The sequence below is a fragment of the Ornithinimicrobium sp. CNJ-824 genome, from assembly GCF_001942405.1.
GTDB lineage: Bacteria > Actinomycetota > Actinomycetes > Actinomycetales > Dermatophilaceae > Ornithinicoccus > Ornithinicoccus kibberensis.
Genome location: NZ_MKKA01000062.1, coordinates 51,966 through 71,129, shown reverse-complemented (window position 1 = coordinate 71,129; position 19,164 = coordinate 51,966). Strand labels below are relative to the sequence as shown.

At 72.2% G+C, this 19,164-nt stretch carries 12 protein-coding genes and 3 pseudogenes; 9 read left to right on the top strand and 6 right to left on the bottom strand.

Annotated features, from left to right (window positions below; genetic code table 11):
* Positions 1-171: 171 nt before the first annotated feature.
* From BJF81_RS16350 to BJF81_RS20105, 3 genes are all read left to right on the top strand, one after another.
* The gene (locus BJF81_RS16350; protein ID WP_075959232.1) at positions 172-1,254 is read left to right on the top strand and encodes an inositol-3-phosphate synthase; all 1,083 of its coding nucleotides are present in this window, start codon (positions 172-174) and stop codon (positions 1,252-1,254) included.
* 86 nt (positions 1,255-1,340) lie between these two features.
* Positions 1,341-3,857 carry a hypothetical protein gene (locus BJF81_RS20110; RefSeq protein ID WP_237770311.1) on the top strand — a complete coding sequence of 839 codons (2,517 nt, stop codon included), beginning with the start codon at positions 1,341-1,343 and terminating at the stop codon, positions 3,855-3,857.
* 566 nt (positions 3,858-4,423) lie between these two features.
* Positions 4,424-4,678 (top strand): hypothetical protein, encoded by a 255-nt coding sequence (locus BJF81_RS20105; RefSeq protein ID WP_237770310.1) that lies wholly within the window; start codon positions 4,424-4,426, stop codon positions 4,676-4,678.
* Here the strand turns inward: BJF81_RS20105 and BJF81_RS21735 are convergent.
* The 3 genes and pseudogenes from BJF81_RS21735 to BJF81_RS16320 all read right to left on the bottom strand — a co-directional run.
* Positions 4,645-5,052: pseudogene (locus BJF81_RS21735) on the bottom strand (glycosyltransferase family 2 protein); the annotation flags it as partial. The gene BJF81_RS20105 and the pseudogene BJF81_RS21735 sit on opposite strands and share 34 nt — an antisense overlap.
* Before the next feature lie 722 nt (positions 5,053-5,774).
* On the bottom strand, positions 5,775-6,026 hold the full coding sequence (locus BJF81_RS16325) for a hypothetical protein (protein WP_075959226.1): 252 nt from the start codon (positions 6,024-6,026) through the stop codon (positions 5,775-5,777).
* Positions 6,027-6,066: 40 nt separating this feature from the next.
* The gene (locus tag BJF81_RS16320; RefSeq protein ID WP_075959225.1) at positions 6,067-7,740 is read right to left on the bottom strand and encodes a glycosyltransferase family 2 protein; all 1,674 of its coding nucleotides are present in this window, start codon (positions 7,738-7,740) and stop codon (positions 6,067-6,069) included.
* A gap of 151 nt (positions 7,741-7,891) precedes the next feature.
* On the opposite strand from BJF81_RS16320, the gene BJF81_RS16315 reads away from it, so the two are divergent.
* The 3 genes and pseudogenes from BJF81_RS16315 to BJF81_RS21730 all read left to right on the top strand — a co-directional run.
* Positions 7,892-8,299 carry a hypothetical protein gene (locus BJF81_RS16315; RefSeq protein ID WP_075959223.1) on the top strand — a complete coding sequence of 136 codons (408 nt, stop codon included), beginning with the start codon at positions 7,892-7,894 and terminating at the stop codon, positions 8,297-8,299.
* The gene (locus BJF81_RS16310) at positions 8,296-11,388 is read left to right on the top strand and encodes a glycosyltransferase (protein WP_143780920.1); all 3,093 of its coding nucleotides are present in this window, start codon (positions 8,296-8,298) and stop codon (positions 11,386-11,388) included. The genes BJF81_RS16315 and BJF81_RS16310 overlap by 4 nt, the downstream gene beginning before the upstream one ends.
* A 604-nt stretch (positions 11,389-11,992) precedes the next feature.
* Positions 11,993-12,280: pseudogene (locus tag BJF81_RS21730) on the top strand (ATP-grasp fold amidoligase family protein); the annotation flags it as partial.
* Between the two features lie 294 nt (positions 12,281-12,574).
* Here the strand turns inward: BJF81_RS21730 and BJF81_RS20095 are convergent.
* From BJF81_RS20095 to BJF81_RS16290, 3 genes are all read right to left on the bottom strand, one after another.
* On the bottom strand, positions 12,575-13,384 hold the full coding sequence (locus tag BJF81_RS20095) for a hypothetical protein (RefSeq protein WP_237770308.1): 810 nt from the start codon (positions 13,382-13,384) through the stop codon (positions 12,575-12,577).
* 736 nt (positions 13,385-14,120) lie between these two features.
* Positions 14,121-14,708, bottom strand: coding sequence for a hypothetical protein (locus BJF81_RS16295; RefSeq protein WP_075959218.1), 588 nt, complete (start codon positions 14,706-14,708; stop codon positions 14,121-14,123).
* Between the two features lie 23 nt (positions 14,709-14,731).
* Complete coding sequence (locus BJF81_RS16290) at positions 14,732-15,832, bottom strand: glycosyltransferase (protein WP_075959272.1); 1,101 nt, start codon at positions 15,830-15,832, stop codon at positions 14,732-14,734.
* Positions 15,833-15,986: 154 nt separating this feature from the next.
* On the opposite strand from BJF81_RS16290, the pseudogene BJF81_RS16285 reads away from it, so the two are divergent.
* From BJF81_RS16285 to BJF81_RS16275, 3 genes and pseudogenes are all read left to right on the top strand, one after another.
* Positions 15,987-17,245: pseudogene (locus BJF81_RS16285) on the top strand (nucleotide sugar dehydrogenase).
* Positions 17,242-18,150, top strand: coding sequence for an ABC transporter permease (locus BJF81_RS16280; protein WP_075959217.1), 909 nt, complete (start codon positions 17,242-17,244; stop codon positions 18,148-18,150). Before BJF81_RS16285 ends, BJF81_RS16280 begins: the two are co-directional and overlap by 4 nt.
* Entirely contained in the window at positions 18,137-19,000 is an 864-nt protein-coding gene (locus tag BJF81_RS16275) for an ABC transporter ATP-binding protein (RefSeq protein ID WP_075959216.1), read from the top strand. Before BJF81_RS16280 ends, BJF81_RS16275 begins: the two co-directional genes overlap by 14 nt.
* The last annotated feature ends 164 nt before the right edge of the window (positions 19,001-19,164 follow it).

Below are 19,164 nucleotides of genomic sequence, written 5' to 3'. Positions count from 1 at the left end.
CTGACGGGTCTGCCGGAATGGAGGGGTACCCTGGGGAGTTGATCGTTCTCGGTGGGCGGCCCCGGACAGGGACCGCCCTCACCGTGCCGGGGTCCCGTCGGGCGCCCCGCAGAGTCGAGACCCGGGTCGTCCCGTCGGGCGCCCCGTGCAGTGAGCTTCGAGGAGAGATGTATGACGTCCGTGCGCGTGGCGATCGTCGGTGTGGGCAACTGTGCCAGCTCCCTGGTCCAGGGTGTCGAGTACTACAAGGACGCCGACCCCTCGGCCACGGTGCCGGGGCTGATGCACGTGCAGTTCGGGGACTACCACGTGCGTGACGTGGAGTTCGTCGCCGCGTTCGACGTCGACGCCAAGAAGGTCGGCTCCGACCTGGCCGACGCGATCGACGCCAGCGAGAACAACACGATCAAGATCGCCGACGTCCCGCAGTCCGGCGTGACCGTGCAGCGCGGCCCGACCCTGGACGGCCTGGGCAAGTACTACAGCCTGACCATCGAGGAGTCGGACGCCGAGCCGGTCGACGTGGTGCAGGCCCTCAAGGACGCCCAGGTCGACGTCCTCGTGTCCTACCTGCCCGTCGGCAGCGAGGAGGCGGACAAATTCTACGCCCAGTGCGCGATCGACGCCGGGGTCGCCTTCGTCAACGCGCTGCCCGTCTTCATCGCCTCCGACCCCGTCTGGGCCAAGAAGTTCGAGGACGCGGGCGTGCCGATCGTCGGCGACGACATCAAGAGCCAGGTCGGGGCGACCATCACCCACCGGGTCATGGCCAAGCTGTTCGAGGACCGTGGCGTCGCGCTGGACCGCACCTACCAGCTCAACGTCGGCGGCAACATGGACTTCAAGAACATGCTCGAGCGCGAGCGGCTGGAGTCCAAGAAGACCTCCAAGACCCAGGCGGTCACCTCCAACGTGGCCCACCAGTTCGCCGACCGCGACGTGCACATCGGCCCCTCGGACTACGTCCAGTGGCTGGACGACCGCAAGTGGGCCTACGTGCGGCTCGAGGGCCGGGCCTTCGGGGACGTGCCGCTGAGCCTGGAGTACAAGCTCGAGGTGTGGGACTCGCCCAACTCCGCCGGCATCATCATCGACGCCATCCGCGCCGCCAAGATCGCCAAGGACCGCGGCGAGGGCGGCCCGGTCATCGGCGCCTCGGCCTACCTGATGAAGTCCCCGCCGGTGCAGATGCACGACGACCTGGGACGCGCCGAGGTCGAGGCGTTCATCCGCGGTGAGGCGGTCACCTCCTAGGCGTCGGTCCGCACGGCGAGCGGCGGCCCAGCCGCCAGGCCCACCACGTCCTGAGCCGTCGGTCGTCCGCCTGACAGAATGACCGCATGCTCGGATCTGCCATCGCCGCCACGGAGACGGCGCCTCTGCAGGTCCTGCTCCTGTCCCGCGGGGTGGAGGCGCTGCCGCAGGACCGCGCCGCCGGCCTGGGTCACCTGCCCTGGTGGACGGTCACGACCGCGTGCGGCGAGACGGCGGCCGGTGTCGACGAGTCCGGCGTGCACGGGGCTCCGGTGGTCGTGCGTCCGGAGGGCCTCGGCCGCCCCCCGACCCTCCTGACCCGTGCGCGGACGCTGTACCTGGGGGTGCGGCACGCCGCTCCCCCGGGTTGGTTGTGGGCGCTCAAGCGGAGCACCTGGTTCCGGGAGAAGGTCAAGGAGACCGACGTCCTGTGGTCGCTGGACACCGACACCGACGCGGCGCTTTCCGCGCTCGCGGACCTCACCGCGGGAGCCGTGGTCCTCGAGTCGCCCACGTGGGAATCCTGCGGCCCCGCGCTGGTTGCGGTCGGACGGACCATGCACGAGCTGCGTGAGCGGAACGGAGCGCCGGGGGCGGTGGACGACCTCCCCCGGTGGACGACCACCCTCGAGGACGCTGCCGCCGCCGCCGGACCACTCCCCGTGCCCGCCGTGCTCGACGTCCCGCGAAGGGTCGTCGAGGTGCTGCGTCAGGTGCGTTCCACGGTAGGCATGGTCGGTGCCGCCGAGCTCACGACCCGGCTGGACGCGCTGCCCTGGGACGGCGAGCAACGCCTCACGTCGGGCCTGGCGGCCCGCCGGGCGGCGGCAGAACTGACCCTGGGAGCCCGGCGTTGGCCCGGACTGCCGGCGCGGAACGACTCGGGCGTGGTCCCGGGGCGCCCGGTGGACACCTCAGACGGTGCCCTCGCCGAACTGGTGGCGAGCACGGTCTCGGCCGCGGACGACGCGCTCGCGACCGATCCCTCGACGTCCCTGGGGCTGCTGGCGGACGCCATGTCTGTGCTCTTCCACCGGGCTCTGCACTCGGAGGTCCCCTCCTCCCGCCTCGTCGACGAACCCGCCAGCACGCTGGCACCCCTGGTGGGGAGCCGTGCGCTCCGGGCGCTGCTCGACCGGGGGGAGGAGGCCGATCAGCAGCGACGGTACGAGGACGCGGCGTCGCCCTCACCGTCGCACGTGCTGCTGGCCCGGGACGGTCTACCGCGGGTGCTGGTCGTCACGGGGGCCTACGGAGACTTCCACCGACCCGTCGTCCGGGCCCTGCGGGAGGTGGCCGACGTCAGGACCAGGGACTTCGCACGGCGCCACCCCCTGTTGCGTCCGAAGGTGATGGACGACGAGGTGCTGGACGCTCTCCAGGCCGTGGTCCGGCGGGAGAGCGCCCGCCCCGACCCGTCGTCCATCTCCGACGCGGACCTGTCGGGGGAGGAGGGCGAGCACCCGGTCGACCCCCGCCTCCAGGGACTCGCGGCGGCCGACGGCGTGGCGGCCATGTTGAGGTGGGCCGACGTCGCCCTGTTGGACTGGGCGGACCGGGCCAGCGTCTGGGCCTCCCACGTCTGTCCCGAGGGCACGCGCCTGATCCTCCGGGTGCACGCGCTCGACGCGCTCGACCCGTGGCTGCACCTGATGCGTTGGGAGCGGATCGAGCGGGTGCTCGTCGTCAGCCCCGCGATGAACAGCCTGGTCCGTGACCTCCTCGGGGCGTGGGGCGTGGAGATCCCCGTCGAGACGATGCACGTGCTCACCCCGCTGCGGGAGATGGATCTGCCCAAGGAGCCAGGGGCCCGCACGACCCTGGGGATGGTCGGCTGGGGACGGCAGGTCAAGGACCCGCTCTGGGCGCTGGACCTGCTCGAGAGAGACCCCACGTGGGACCTCGTCCTCATCGGACCTGACTTCGCGCCGAACCCGGTGCCCGCGACGGCCCCCTACGTCGAGGAGGTGCACCGTCGACTGGCCTCCCCGTCGGTCCGTGGCCGCGTCCATCTGGTCGGCCGCACCGGCGAGGTGGCCGAGCACCTGCGTCGGGTGGGGGTGATCCTCTCGACGAGCGTGCGCGAGGGGTGGCACCTCGGCCTGGTCGAGGGGGCCTGCTCGGGAGCGGTCCCCGTGGTGCGTGACTGGCCCCTCCTGTCGCGACGCGGGGGCCCGGCGTCCCTCTACCCCCCCGAGTGGGTCGTGCCGGACCTAGACGCCGCGGAGGACCGCATCCGGCGGTGCACGGCCGAGGAAGCCTGGGAGCGGGAGCGGTGCAGCGCCCAGGAGCAGGCGGTCGCCCTCTTCGATCCTGACCGGGTCGCAGAGGACTACCGGCGGGTGCTGCTGGGCGGTCCGGGGGCGCCGTCCGCACCGCCCGGGCCTCGCCGGAGGAGGCGTCCGGGTCGGGGACGTCGAAGGGTTCATCCCCGGTGTAGAGAAGGTCCTCGTCCGGAGCCACGTCAAGACGGTCGGACCAGGACGCCCCCCGGCCGGGGACGGGCGGGGGCGCCGGCACCGTCGTCGCCCGTCCGATCTCCATGGCTGGCAGGGCCGTCAGGACCACGTCACGGTCGGTCTCGTCCAGGTGGGGCGCGGTGACCCAGGTCGGCCGCACGCCGAACCAGGCGGCGCAGGCGTCGGACAGCCCGAGCAGGTCTGCCGGCAGCATCGACCGGTCGGGGAGCACGAGTTTCGGTGTCAGCCACAGCTCCACGACGTCGGCCCGCACCCGACACTCCTGTCCGCCGGCGAGTGCCAGCGTGTCGGGATCGACGACGGCGACCCGCCCCACCTGCACGTCGTCGGTGCGGCTCAGCGGTCGAAGCCCGGGATGGAGCTGGACCAGGTCGAACCACGCGTCGCTCATCCGGGGGCGGCGCAGGTCCTTGGCCGAGGGAGTCTCCTGGGTCCACAGGCCGACCGGCTCGATCACGGGTGGTGCCGCCTCCAGCAGCTCACGCACCCACCGGACCGACGGGGAGGAACCGCCCCGGGAGAAGTCGCCCAGGTAGGCGCCGACCAGCCGGTCCGGGGTGTGGCGGGCAGCGGGCAGACCGGCGGTGTAGTTGGTCGGCACCGGGAACGGCAGGTGATGGAGGGCCTCGGTCGTGAGCCCGAGCTCGTTCCCCGCGTCCCGGCGCGCGACGAGCTGGCGGTGCCACGCCATGAAGGCACCCCGGAAGGCCAACCGGTCGGGCGCCATCCAGGAGTGGGTGAAGTCGCCGCGCGAGAGCGACCCCGCACTGAGGCGCGTGACCGCCAGCGGGGTGTGGGTGTCCACCACCTCGCCGGCGAGGACGTGGATCCGTTCGGCGAACTCCGAGTCCGCCCCCTTGCGGACCGGGATGAAACCGCCCCACCGGTCGAAGACCTCCCGCCGGACGAGGAGCGAGGAGGCGTTGGGCCTGGTCGGCAGGTAGCCCAACCACTGGTGGGTGAGGTCGTCCCTGGCCCGGACGGCGCGGCTGCGGCTCATCGGGGCATCGGAGCCCGCCAGGACCGCGACCTGGTCCTCGACCCGCCGCGGATGGCTCCAGTCGTCGGCGTCCTGGAAGGTGATCAGGCGCCCGCTGGCCCGGGCGATCGCGGCCTCCCTCGCCAGGTAGGAGCCGCCGTTGCGCTCAAGGTGCACGACCTCCACCCGTTCGTCCAGGTCGGCCACCTCCTCGAACAGCCCGGCCCACGCTGGACCCGACGCGTCGTCCATGACCAGGATCTCCAGGTCGGCCCAGGTCTGCTCGACGATGGACCGGACCGACGCCAGCAGACCGCGGTCGGGCCGGTAGCAGGGCATCACCACGGTGACCAGCTCGCCGCCGGCCGAACCGGCCACGGTGCCCGGCGCGCTCAGCTGGTCGAACAGCCTCGCCGTCCCCCCGACGGTGGCCGCGCCGGTCAGGTGGTCCCCGGTCACGGTGACCGGGGCGAGCCCGTGGTCGGCGAAAGGTTGTCCGATCAGCTGGTGCCAGCGCTGCGGGTCGGCGCCATGACGCCCCAGACCGGGGTGCGCCAGATCCGTCCGGAGGTAGTGCGCCGCGTCGGCGGGGAGCTGGTCCAGCCGGGGGAGGAGCTGCTCCAGCTCGCCGAACCGACCGGCCAGGAACAGGGTCTGGCCCGCCAGCAGGTGTCCCTCGGCCGTGAGGTGCTCGGAGGGGCCGTCACCCACGAGGCGGACGAACACGGTGGCCGCCGCCTGCAGCTCGTCCTCGTCCCCCAGCATCCCAGCCCAGACGGTCGCCACGCTGGTGAGTGCGCGGACCCGTGTGGGCGAGAGGCTGATTGTCGGGGGCCCACCCTGGTCCAGGACCTGTGCCCTCAGGGCCGCCGCGTCGTCCTGCCCGCGCGTCGCAGCCCGGGCCAGGGCGTCGAGCACGGCACGGGACCGGTGGCGCAGGGCCTGACGGGCGAGCGCCTCGGGCCGGCGGATCGCCGAGGTGTGCAGCAGGCGCCAGGTGGTGGTCGGGTCTCCCGACACCGGGTCGGCGCTCCCGGGTGGGCGAGCGGGCACGCGGTTCATCACCCTGCCTCCACCGACCATGGGGCCGCGACCGCCGCGGGGTCCACGACCAGACCGGGCAGGGCCGCCTCGAGACGTCGCAGGTCGTCGTCGGAGCTGCCGGGGCTGACCACCCACTCGGGCCGGGCCCCCCACCAGCGGTGGCACGCGTCGGACACGGCGAGGAGGTCGAGGGGCAGGGGGCCCGGGAGGGCAGCACGGTCCCCGGTCGACGTCGGCTCGACGTCGGCCGGGCGCAGGGCGACCAGCACCCGGTCGCAGTCGTCCGCGTGGGCTGGTCGGTGGCTACCGTCAGGGCCGTCGGCTCCAGCACGACGAGGGTCCGCGCGCGCAGGGGCCGTGTCCGGGTGAGCAGGTGCAGGTGGTCCAGCTCGACGACCAGGTCGTACCAGGCGGGATGCATCTCCGGGCGGGACGGTGCGGCCGCGGAGGGGCACTCGAGGTGCCACAGCGCCACGGCGCCACGGCCACGCCGCCGGGCGAACAGGAGGCGCGCATCCTCCTCCGCGCGACCCGGAGGAGGAGAGAAGTCGCCCAGGACCGCCAGCTCGACGGACGCCGGTCCGACCGGTGCGTCCGGAAGACCTCTGACGAAGGCAGGCGGAACCTCGGGCATGTCCGCGTCGGCCGGGGCCCGGTCGGGACGATTACCCAGGCTCCGGTGCCAGGCGCGGTAGGTCCCCCTGAAGGCGATGCGGTCGGGGTCGGACCACTGGAAGGTGAAGTCCCCCCGGCTGAGGCTGCCGCGCGCAACCTCGTCACGGCTAGCGGGGACCCGGTGTCCACCACCGGTCCCACCAGGACCTGCAGCCGCTCGGCATACTCCGAGTCCGCGCTCTTGCGCAGCGGGAGGAAGGTGCCGGCGCGTTCCTCCACGTCCCGGCGCACCATGAGGGACGACGCGTTGTCCCTCACCGCGCGGTAGCCGAACCACTGGTGCGTCAGGTCGTCCTTGGCCCGCACGGCCAGGGACCTGCTCGCCGGGGCGGAGGGGTGCTCCTCCAGCGTCCTCAGCTGGTGCTCGATGCGCTGCGGATGGCTCCAGTCGTCCGCGTCCTGGGTGGTGAAGACGCTCCCCCGGGCCACCTCGAGCGCCGCCCTGCGGGCCAGGTAGCTGCCACCGTTGGCCTGCAGGCGCAGCAGGGTCACCCGGTCGTCGCTGCGGAGAACCGCGTCGAAGAGGTGCTCGTAGCCGGGGCCGGAGGCGTCGTCCACGACGACGATCTCCAGGTCGGGGTAGCTCTGGGCAGTGAGGGAGGCCACCGAGCTCAGCAGGCCCTCGTCGGGCCGCCAGCAGGGGACGACCACCGTCACGAGAATTTTTCCACCGGGGCCCTGGGGGGCCGCGGCGGTCAGCCGGTCGAAGAGGTGGGGCTCCGGACCCTCCGCCCGCACGCGCACGGGGACCAGTCCTCGGTCGGTGAAGCGGGCGGAGAGCAGCCGCTCCCAGGCCAGCCATCGCTCCCCGCCGGGCGGATCCCCCGGTCCCGGGCGGGTCAAGTCGACCTCGACGTCGTGCCGGACGGGGGCCGGGATCCGGGTCAGGATCGGGAGCAGGTCCCTGAGCTCGCGCGCGCGGCCGGACAGCAGCAGCGCCTGGGCCGTGGCCTGGTGATGGACGGGCAGCTCCGGCAACCGACCGGAGGCCGCGAGCCACCCGTAGAGCAGGGCGCCCCGGTCCGCGCAGGCGGGGTCCCCCTGGCCCGCCCACAGCAGTGCCAGACCGGCGAGCGCCGCGTCGTCGGTCACGACGGCGTCCAACCGATCGACGTCCTCGTCGATCAGCCTGGCGAGGTCCTCGACCGAGCATCCCCTCGTCGCCGCGAGGGACAGGGCGTCCGCGACCACCGTGGAGCGGGTGCGCAGCCCCAGGTGGGCGACCGCCACCGGCCGGTTCCGGGCCGGACCCACCAAGGACACGGCGGTCCACAGGCCCGGCCGCCCGGCGTCGAGGGGGAGGTTCACCGGGCCTGCGGGGGTCTGGATGGCGTCCTCCTCGGCTGGTCGGTCGGGCGTGGCGCAGGGAGGCGCCTGTCCCTGCGGGTTACAGTGAACACCGTCCAGGGTGCCGCTGCGGAGTCGGCACGCCGCCCAAACCCGTCCGAAAGGTCCGGTCGTGCGTCACCACCTCGTCACTGCCGCGGGTGCCGTCGTCGGTCTCGTCCTGGCCGCGCTCGTCATCGTCGGGGTCGCCCAGGAGGTCTGGACCATCGCGGCGACGGCCGGCAGCGTCCTCGCCCTGGGGATCCTCGTTGTCCAGCTCGACACCTGGCGGCGCACGCGCAGCCTCCGTGCCTTCGTCAAGACCGAGATCCGGCGCACCGCTGGCCGAGAGGCGGAGAACGCCCAGGTGGGGCTGACCTACGCCCGGGCCTCCTCGGTCACCGAGGACGACGTCATGGGTGCGGTCCGCCTGATGCAGGCCCAGTACACCGGACGGCTGGACCGCATGCAGCGGGCGTTGGACGATGCGCTGGACCGTCTCTCGGCGGCGGGAGCCCCGCCGGACACCGACCGCCGGTGAGCATTCCCGCCGCGCCACGGACCACCACCTCGGGGGTCGCGGCGGATCACGCGCGCATCGCGGCGCGCAGGCCGCGCGCCCTGGTCAGCACGGCCCTCCGGACCCGGTCCGTACACGCGCGTGAGGTGCTGGCGGAGGCCGCGTGGCCGGGCCACGACCCAGGGGCGCTCGAAGGGTGGTTCCGGGAACATCCTCCGGGATTCCTGCCACCTGGATCCGACCCGGCCAGGCTCGCCGACTACGCACGGGTGCTCGCGGTGCAGACCGGCCTGGAGGAGGAGGTCGCCCGGGCGCGGACCGTGCTGGAGTCGCTGAACCGTTCGGACGGGTGGTCTGTGGCCCTTCGCGAGCACGTCGAGCTCCTCGGCCACCTCCGGGTGCTGGGGGGAGACACCGCTGGCGCGCTCGAGCTCGCCGACGACGGACGGATGCGCACCGACGTCGCCGACGCCATCCGGGCGGACGCGCTCAATCCCGCGCTGGGTGGTGCGGCGACGGACGGTGCGGCCTGGGCCGCCGCCTTCACCCGGGCCCTCGACGGGGGGATGACGGCCGCATACCTTCCGCCCACGGCCGACGGACGTCCCAGCCTCGACCGGCTCCGGGTCGAGGACACGCCCGCCGTGCGCCGACCCGAGCTTGTCACCGTCATCATGAGCGCCTACCGGCCGGGCCCCGCGCTGCTCACGGCGGTGCGTTCGGTGCTGGCCCAGACCTGGCAGAACCTGGAGCTGCTGGTGGTCGACGACGCGTCCGGCCCGGGAGAGGGCGGCGCATGGTCGCGCCTTCTCGACGAGGCGTGCCGGCTGGACCCCCGGGTGCAGGTCGTGCGCAAGGCCGTCAACGGGGGGACCTATCGGGCCCGCAACACCGCGCTCCGCCGGGCCCGGGGGGACTGGGCCGTGGTGGTCGACTCCGACGACTGGTGGCACCCGCAGACGCTGGAGCTGCTGGCCGCACCCCTCCTGGCGGACCCGCGTCTGCTGGCGACCCGGGCCGAGGGGGTACGTGTCACGCCCGAGCTGGTGTTGACCCGCCCGGGTTACCGCCCCCGTTTCGTCTCCGCAGCGACGGTGCTCTACCGCCTGCGCCCGGTGATCTCGCGCATCGGGTTCTACGATCCCACCCGCAAGGGGGCCGACACCGAGCACACCCGCAGGATGCAGGCGGCCTTCGGCGAGCACGTCCTGCGCGACGTCCGGGCCGTGACGACGTTGCTGCGGGGCGGGGGCGAGAGCCTGTCGTCGGACGAGTTCGGCAACGGGTGGCGGCATCCGGCCCGCCACCAGCACAAGTCCCTCTACGGGCCGTGGCACGAACAGATCGCCGCCGGCGAGGCCACCCCCTTCCTCGACCCGGAGGAACCTCGACGGTTTCCCGAGCCGCGCCGGTGGAGCAGGCCCACCCACCCTCTGCTGGCTCCTTCCCGTCACTACGACCTCTGCCTGGCCGGTGACTGGCGCCGGCACGGCGGTCCGCAGCGCTCGATGGTCGAGGAGGTCCGCGCTGCCCGGGAGGCCGGCCTGCGGGTCGCGGTGATGCACCTGGAGGCGCTGCGCTTCATGGGCAACCGCGACGTGCCGGTGTCCCCGGAGCTGGTGGGCCTGGTCACCAGCCGCGAGGTCGACTGGATCCTGCCGGACGACGACGTGGACGTCGAGGTCCTGCTGGTGCGCTACCCCCCGATCCTGCAGTATCCACCGGCCACGGTCGGTCGTGTCCGGGCGCGACACGTCCTGGTCATGGCCAACCAGGGCCCGGTCGAGGCAGACGGCAGCGACCAGAGGTATGTGGTGCGGGACGTCAGTGCGCGCGCGGAGCAACTCTTCGACGGCTCCGCCACGTGGGTCCCGCAGAGTCCGACGATCCGCCGCCTCCTGGTCGAGCAGGATCCGGACGTGCGGCTCACCGACTGGGACAACCCTGGTCTGATCGACGTCGAGGAGTGGGCCGTGCGCCCGCCGGTACCTCCCGGGGCGGACGGTCGCCCCGTGGTGGTCGGTCGGCACTCCAGAGACGACCGCATCAAGTTCCCGGGAACCTGGGCCGAGTTGCTCCGCGGCTACGCCTTCGGGGATGGTTACGAGGTCAGGATGCTCGGGGCCGAGAGGACGGTCGCCGAGCTGCGCGCCACCGCCCGCGCCGACGAGCCGTTGCCGGACAACTGGCAGGTAATGCCGCACGGGGCCGCCGACGTGCGGGACTTTCTCCGCGAGCTCGACTTCTACCTCTACCTGGACAACACGGAGGCCCACGAGTCCTTCGGCCGCACCCTCCTGGAGGCGGCGGCGAGCGGGGTGCTCACCATCGCGCACCCCAAGCACCGCCCCACCTTCGGCGAGGCGTTCGACTACGCGCTCCCGGGCGAGGCCCAGGACCTGGTCGCCCGCTATGTGGCCGATCCGGCGGCCTACGCCGCACGCGTGACCAGGACGCTCGACGAGGTGCGGAGGCGCTACGGCCACCCCTCGTTCGTGCAGAAGCTGCGCTCCCTGGGGACCGGTCACGCCCTGGGGCACGGTGGCCGGGGGACCACGACGGACGAGGCCCTCCCGTTGCCGTCGGCGGGAGGTGCCGAGGGCTCCCCGACCGAGACGGTGACGATCCGCCCCGGTCGTGTCCCGGTGGACACCGTCAGGCGGAGGGGACCGCAGGCGGACGGTGCCCAGGTCGAGCAGATCCCCCTGCGGTCCGCAGCCGACGCGGAGCGGGCCGACGGTCTCACGGTCCTTCACCGCGGTGCCGGCGAGGAGACGCTCCGTGCGTGGCTGCATCCGGTGGCCCTGCACTCCGCCTCGCCGACGTGGAACCCGGGCGACCTGCTCCTCGGGGTGCCCGAGGAGGTGGTGGCCGTCCTTGTGTGGCGGGACGGGCTAGTATGGGCCGCCGGACGGGGCCGATGGGGCGGGCACCCGCGGCACGAGGAGCTGTGCCGTCTCGCCTCCGCAGGAGGCTCTACCGAACATCGCCACCCGGACCGCGAGCGCCACGAGATCCGCCCAGGCTGGTCCGACCTCGCGTGGTGGCAGCACCGTCCCCCACAGTCCGTCGACCTGGCTGTCGGCCCGTCTCACCCCAGGAAGCCATGAGCCTGCGCAGCAGCATCCTCGCCAAGGTGCCCCCGGTCGCCCGACGCGACCAGGAACTGGCCCGCCGCAAGGAGCGGATCGACCGGCTTCGGGGCAAGGTCGGACGACTGGAACGCAAGGTGGCGCGACAGCAAGAGGAGATCGAGAGGCTGTCCTCGGCCGCCGCCGCCCAGGTGGAGGAGCAGCTCGCCAGGCCGTCGTACTATCGGCAGCTGTTGACGCTGCGGCGGACCCAGGTGGACCTGCGCCAGCTCGACCCCGACCTGCGGCACCCGTTGCGTCACCTGCCGTTCAAGCTGCGCAACTACCGACTGGGAGCCAGCCACGGCATCGCGGTCCCCACGGTGCTCCGGGTGTGGTCCGAGGCCGAGGAGATCGACCTTGCCGGGCTTCCTGCAGCATTCGTGCTGAAGTCGGACGGCGGGGCCGGCAGCCACGGTGTCCTTCCGCTGCGACGCACCGTCGGCGGGCGTCTGGAAACCGTGGACGGGCACCGGAGGCTCGACGAGGTCGAGGTCCGTGACCACTTCGTCACCCGGGCGCGGGAAGGCCGGATCAGCGGACCCTTCTTCGCCGAGGAGCTGCTGGCGCAGCCGGGCGGGCCATCCCCGACGACATCAAGATCTACGCCTGCTACGGGGACGTCCAGCAGGTCCTGCTGCGGCGGGTCGGTCGGCACGGAGACCTCCGTTCCCTGCGTCGGCGCTACCTGCGTGCCGATGGCAGCGACCTGGGAGATGTGCTCGTCGGGGCCACCACGGACAGCACGGTCCCGGTCCCGCAGAACCTGGCGGAGATGGCGCAGATCGCACGGCACCTGTCCAGAGCCGTCGGATTGCCGTTCGTGCGCGTCGACCTGTTCGACACCACGGACGGAGTGGTGCTCGGTGAGATCACCCGGTCGCCCGGGGGTTCCCAGCGTCTGCGCCCGGACCAGGACGAGGCGATGGGTCTGGCCTGGGAGCGGGCGTCGTACCGGTTGGACCTCGACCTGATGGACGGCCGCCCCCCTGGGATCCTGCACGGCAGCCACCCGGCACCCGACCTGTACCCTGCCGACCACGTCTCCCGGTCCGCGGACCCTGGGCCTGGCGCCCGCACGTGGTGCCGTGCGAGCAGTGGTGCGGACAGCCGCAGGAGTGAGGCTCCCTCCTCACGTGACAGGCGCCCACGGGAGGGGTCTCTCTCAGCGGGGCTCAGGGAGGCAGGCCCGTGGTTCTGTCGCGAGGATCGACTGGTAGAGCGTCTTGGACAGGCGGTCCTTCTCGGGCATTCGGTGCATCGTCTCGATCAGGCGGCGGTCGTTGAAGGGAAGCATGGTGCGGTGCGAGTAGTCTCCTAGCAGGTACTTCGTGAAGCCCCACTTGCCCAGGCGCAGTTCCCAGTACACGACGTCGTGGTGGTCATAGCCGTGGAGACGCTCATCCGTCAGCTGAGCGTACTCGAGGTATTCCGCGAACAAGGCGGTGTAGGGATCACGGCCCTCGAACCCGTCACCCATCCACAGGGCCGACATCTTCTCCGGAGTCAGCGGTGTGGGGCTGCGTCGCCGTCCGAACACCGTCCCGATCTCCCCTCCGATCGACTGCATCTCGACGATGTCGTGCGGCAGGTCGGCCCACATCGCGAAGCCGGCGCCGTGAGATGAGTAGCTGACCGGATGCGTGGCGGAGTGGATCCGGGCGAAGACGTGATCGCGCGGTGCCTGCCGCCAGCGGAGGACCCGGTGCGGAACTCCCATCTGGTAGGCGATCTGGTTGGCGTCGAAAACGTCCTGCGCAGCCTCGGGCAAGCGCACGCCGTCCCGGGGGTTGAAGTAGGTGAACGCGACGGTTCCCGCAGGCAGGGAATCGGCGGCGGTGGCCAGGGTCCCCCGGCTGTCGAGGCCCCCGGTCAGGCTCCATGCCACCGGTCCGAACCGGGAGATCAGGCGGATGTGCTCGCGCATACGGTCGCGGAACTCGGCCGAGACTCCCTCCACGTCGGGGCTCTCCACCCTCGGTTCGGTCGGCCAGAAGCGATCGTGCGACTCCTGTCCTGGCGCAGACAGGTCCGCGCGGAGCAGGCAGTTGGGCGATACCTGCCGGACGCCCTCGAACTGGGTGACGGTCCCCGGAAGGAAGAAGACGCCCGTGGGTCGCACCGTGCGTGCAGCCGCATGCAGCTGGGGTGCCGTTCGTCCGGAGCGAGGCCGCGCGCGAGGGCGACCAGGGCGCTGGAGGAAGCGATGGTCACGGAGGCGTTGTTCGACGCCCAGAAGATCGGTTGCGTGCCCATGGTGTCCGGCACCACGGTCACGCTCCCCGGTCGTCCTGGGTGGAGCAGGAGGATGGTCCAGCGGCCACCCAGGTAGGCGGCCTCTAGCACCGCAGCACCCTCGCCGCCCAGGACCATTCGTCGGAGTAGGTGACCCGCGATGAGATGCGGATCCGTCACACCGTGGTCGACATCGACGGGGTGGCCCAGGATTACCACGGCCGCGCCCGTCGCACCCTCCGCCACCGCGACGACTGTCCTGGGTGCGGTGAGCAGGTCGAGCGGTCCGACCGTGTAGAGCGACCATCGGCGCAGGAACCCGGGGAGTTCGACGGACCCGGGGCCGTGCACGAGGTACCCGTGTCCGAAGGCTCCGTCGACGAGGGAGCGGGCGCGGTCCGGGTCGCTCTCGTCGGCGTAGAGCCCCAGATCGAGCGCCGGCGCGACCGGACCGGTGGTCTGCTGCGGGGGGCGGCTCATTCCGCGCTCCCGTCCACGGTCGCAACCCTGACGTCGAGGTCGGCCGGCAGCCGTCGGACCAGGTGCGTCAGGAGCGCCTCGTCCAGCGGGTCGAGGTCCGGCCCGTCGGCAAGGATGACGTGCCAGACCTGGTAGTGGTCCCGCAGGGCAGCCACCCGAGATGCGACGTGCAGCAGGTAGTCTCCCTCCTCCCCCAGCCACTCCACCCTCGGCACCACGAGGTCCAGGACGTATCCGTGGGGACGTGCGGCGGCGAAGACGGGGCGGTCCACGACGAACACCGGTCGGAAGCTGGCCAGCTGACGCTGGAGCCTGGCGACCCTCTCCATCAGCGCGGCCAGCGTCTCGTCGTCCAGCCCGAGTGCCACCACGCCCACGACCGGGACCCGGGAGACGTCCGGGCCGGTCAGGTGGACTCCACCGTGTAGGGGGACGTCGACGTGCCCGGCGGTGTGCCGGGGTGCGAAGACGCGCCAGGCGAGGTCCGAGAGCGTCGCGCTGGAGCGGACGCGCGGCAGCACCTCGGTCAGGGCCCACCGGTAGCCGGGCGCCGACCGTGCCCACCGCGCCAGGCGCTGCTGCACGGCCTGTCCGCCTCCCGGCGGGCTCACGTAGCCCCCGCCGCCGTCGGTGCCCGGCGGGAGCGGACAGCCAGCTGCAGAATCAGGTCGGCGGCGTCCCGGGCACCGTTGCCCGGGTCGGCCCGCACGGCTCGCCGGGCCGCCGCCTCTCCGTCGCTGAGCAGCTCGTCAACGGCGGCGGACGCCTGCCCCCGGGTCAGCGTGGGCACGCTGAAGGCCCAGCCCGCGCGGGCGGCATACCTGCTCCGGGTCACCTGGTCATCCAGGGAGGTGTCCGCGTTGGGCACGAACAGGGTCGGGACGCCGAGGCGCAGCGCCTCGTGGAAGGAGTTGTAACCGGCCGCGGCGATCATCAGGTCGAATGCCGCGAAGTGCTCGGACAGCGGGAAGTGACGCACGAGATGGACCCCTTCCCCGGCATAGGCCCGCGCAGCGATCGACGGGGCGGTGACGCAGACCCCCACCCCCCGGGCACGGAGGGCGGCCGCGGCCGCACCGACCTCGTCGTCCGTGTCGTTGATGTTCCCGGCGCCCAGCGACACTAGGGCCAGTGGTCCGTCGGGCGGTAGCCCGAGCGCCTCCCGGGCGTCTTCGCGAGGCACCAGGTCCTGCGGGTCGAGGAGGGTTACGGGGCGGACCCGGACGGCGTTCTCGACCGCCGTCGTCGCGCCGCGGTCCGCAGCCCCGGCGAGGTCACCGGGCTCGAGTACCTCGTCGAACCACGTGGACTTTGCCAGCTGGTCGGTGTTGCGACCCGGCTTCCACATCCCCCGGCGGGACCACACGGCACGGGTCCGCGGGTGGGCCGCCAGCGCCTCGTCCAGACCTCGGTAGGGGTGGGTCCCGTCGAAGACGAGGACGTCCGGGTCCACCCGGGAGAGCACCTCGCCCAGCCGCTCGGCGAACAGCGCGCGCCACGCGGCCGGCCGGAGCCCGGTGGCCCCCTGGCTGGGCAGGTACTCCCAGGTCAGACCCTCGGTGGTCACGACCGGGGCCGCCTGAGACAGGGAAAGCACGTGTCTGCGCGTGCCCGGCGGCATGCGACGTGCGTAGGCCAGCAACCGGGTCAGGTGGCCCATCCCCGCGCCGTTGCTGGACACCAGCAGGACGGAGGGCTCGGCGGACATGTGCCGATGATGCCACGGCGACCGGCCCACGGACCGGCCGGTGGCCCCGGGCCTGTCGGCCCGCCGCACCGGCGCCGCCCTTCCGGCCGCTATGATGACGGGCGCGCCGTGCCGCCGGGACGGCTCAACGCCGACGAACGAGGAGTCGACCAGCGTGTCAGTGGATGCCGTCATCATCGGACTGGGGTATGTGGGTCTGCCGCTGGCGCAGGAGGCGACCCGGGCGGGGAAGAAGGTCGTGGGGTTCGACATCAACCAGGGTGTGGTGGATGCGTTGAACTCGGGTCGTTCGCATGTGGACGACCTCTCGGACGCGGACATCGGGCAGATGGTGGAGGGGGGTTTTGAGGCCACGACGGACGAGTCGCGCATTGGGGAGCTGCCACGGCGGTGATCTGCGTGCCGACGCCGTTGTCGGTCGATGGTGGTCCGGACCTGCGGGCGGTGGAGTCGGCGGTCGCGGCGGTCGCGCGGAACCTGCGGCCGGGGATGCTGGTGGTGCTGGAGTCCACGACCTACCCGGGCACGACGGATGAGGTGGTGCGGCCGGCGCTGGAGGCCGGTGGGCTGGTCGCGGGGGAGGACTTCCACCTGGCGTTCTCCCCGGAGCGGATCGACCCGGGCAACGAGAAGTTCGGGGCGAAGAACACCCCGAAGGTCGTGGGTGGGCACACCCCGGCGTGCGCCGAGGCCGCGGCGGGGTTCTACGGGGCGTTCGTGGACTCGGTGGTGCGGGCCAAGGGGACGCGGGAGGCGGAGACGGCCAAGCTGCTGGAGAACACCTACCGGCACATCAACATCGCGCTGGTGAACGAGATGGCCCGGTTCTGCCACGAGCTGGGGATCGACCTGTGGGACGTGATCGAGGCGGCGAAGAGCAAGCCGTTCGGGTTCCAGGCGTTCTACCCGGGTCCGGGGGTGGGTGGGCACTGCATCCCGATCGACCCGAACTACCTGTCGCACAACGTGCGGGCGCGGTTGGGGTATCCGTTCCGGTTCGTGGAGCTGGCCCAGGAGATCAACTCCCAGATGCCGGCGTACGTGGTCTCGCGGGCCCAGGACGTGCTGAACACCGAGGGTAAGCCGTTGAACGGCTCCACGGTGCTGCTGCTGGGGGTGACGTACAAGCCGAACATCGCCGACCAGCGGGAGTCGCCGGCGGTGCCGTTGGCCCGTGGGCTGATGGCCAAGGGTGCGGTGGTGCAGTACCACGACCCGCACGTGGGCGACTGGACCTCGGTGCCCGAGGCCGTCCGGGTGAGCGACGCCGCCGCGGGGGTGGGGCAGGCCGACCTGAGCATCCTGGTGCAGAACCACCGCGAGTACGACGTCGACGCCCTCGCCTCCGCCTCGCAGGCCTTCTTCGACACCCGCGGCAAGGCCACCGAGGGGGAGAAGGTCACCCGGCTGTGAGCGAGGGCGGCCCCCGCGGGCCGCTCTCCCCCACCCTGTCCCCCCAGGAGGCGGAGGAGCTCGCCCGACGGTACGGACTGGAACTGGTGGGGCAGCGCCCTGGCCTGCTCGCCTACGTCCGTGACGTCTGGCGTCATCGCCATCTCATGTGGGCGATGGCCAAGGGCGACTTCGTGGCCACCCACCAGGACAACTACCTGGGGCTGCTGTGGTCGATCCTCAACCCGATCCTCCTAGGCGTGGCCTACTACCTCATCTTCGGCGTGCTCATCGGCACCCGCGGTGGGATCGAGAACTTCGTCGCCTTCCTCACCATCGGGCTGTTCACCTACATCCCGGTGGCCGCGGCACTGACCGGCGGCAGCAAGTCTGTGCTGCGAAAGTCCAGCATGATCCGCTCGTTGCGCTTCCCGCGGGTCCTGCTGCCCATCACCACCGTGCTGTCCCAGTTCGTCGCGTCGCTGCCCGCCTTCATGATCCTGCTGCTGATCGCCCTGATCAGCAAGGAACCGCCGTCGTTGACCTGGCTGCTCTTCCCGGTCGCGCTGCTGGTGGTGCTCGTCGTGAGCCTGGGGATGGCGATGCTGACGGCGCGTATCGTCAACGCGGTCCGGGACACGGCCAACCTGGTGCCCCTGCTGGTCCGTCTGCTGCGCTACGTCTCGGGCGTCTTCTTCAGCGTCGACGCCGCCCTGGCCCGGATGGGGGACCCGGAACCCTGGGTCGCCGCCCTCCTCCAGTATCAACCTGTGGCCGTGCTCCTCACCCTCGTGCGGGAGACGCTGATGCAGGAGTATCCCGTCCGTGGGGAGACCTGGGCGGTGGCCGGCGGGTGGGCGGTCGGTCTGTTCGTCGTCGGGTTCGTCGTGTTCTGGCGGGGGGAGGGGACCTATGGCCGCTCCTGAACCGCCTACCACCAGCGTGGCCGGTCCCGCGGAGGACCGGATCCCGACCGTGATCGCCTCGGACGTGAGCATCACCTACCGGATCTACGGCAGCGGACGAGCGGTCGACGACGACGACGAGATGGGCGTGCTCAAGCGGGTCTTGCAGCGCAGCACGCAGAACGTGGGGGTCCGCGAGGTGAAGGCGGTCAAGAACGTCTCGCTCGTGGCCTACGAGGGTGAGTCGATCGGCCTGGTGGGGCGCAACGGGTCCGGCAAGTCCACGCTCCTGCGCAGCATCGCCGGCCTCGTCCCGCCGACGGGGGGCAGGTTGTGGCTGCGGGGCAAGGCAGCCCTGCTCGGCGTCAACGCCGTGCTGCTGCCCAACCTCAGCGGTCGCGACAACATCTGGATCGGTGCCCAGGCCCTCGGGCTGACGCCGAAGGAGGTGCGGGCGCGGTTCGACGAGATCGTCGACTTCGCCGATCTCGGCGAGTTCATCGGCCTGCCGATGAAGTCCTACTCCTCGGGCATGGCGGCCCGGCTGCGGTTCGCCATCTCCACCGCTGTCGTGCCTGACATCCTCGTCGTCGACGAGGCGCTGGCCACCGGTGACGCCCAGTTCCGCGAGCGGGCCCAGGACCGGATCGCCGAGATCCGCGGGGCAGCGGGGACCGTCTTCATGGTGAGCCACAACCCGGGGACCATCGTCAAGATGTGCGACCGCGCGCTCTGGCTGGACGACGGCGAGCTCGTCATGGACGGTCCCGCGGGGCCGGTCGTGGACGCCTACACGGCCAAGTACGGCAGACCGCGCAAGAAGCCCGGCAAGGGGAAGCCAGCACCCGAGGACCCACCGGAGAAGCCGTGAGCCGGCCACTGCGCGCGCTGGTCCTCACCGTGGTGCACCATCCCGCCGACGCGCGCATCAGACATCGGCAGATCGCCGCGCTCCTCGACGCCGGCTGGGAGGTGACCTACGCGGCGCCGTGGGCCGGTTACGACCTCCCCCGCCCGTCGGAGGTGCCGGGCCTG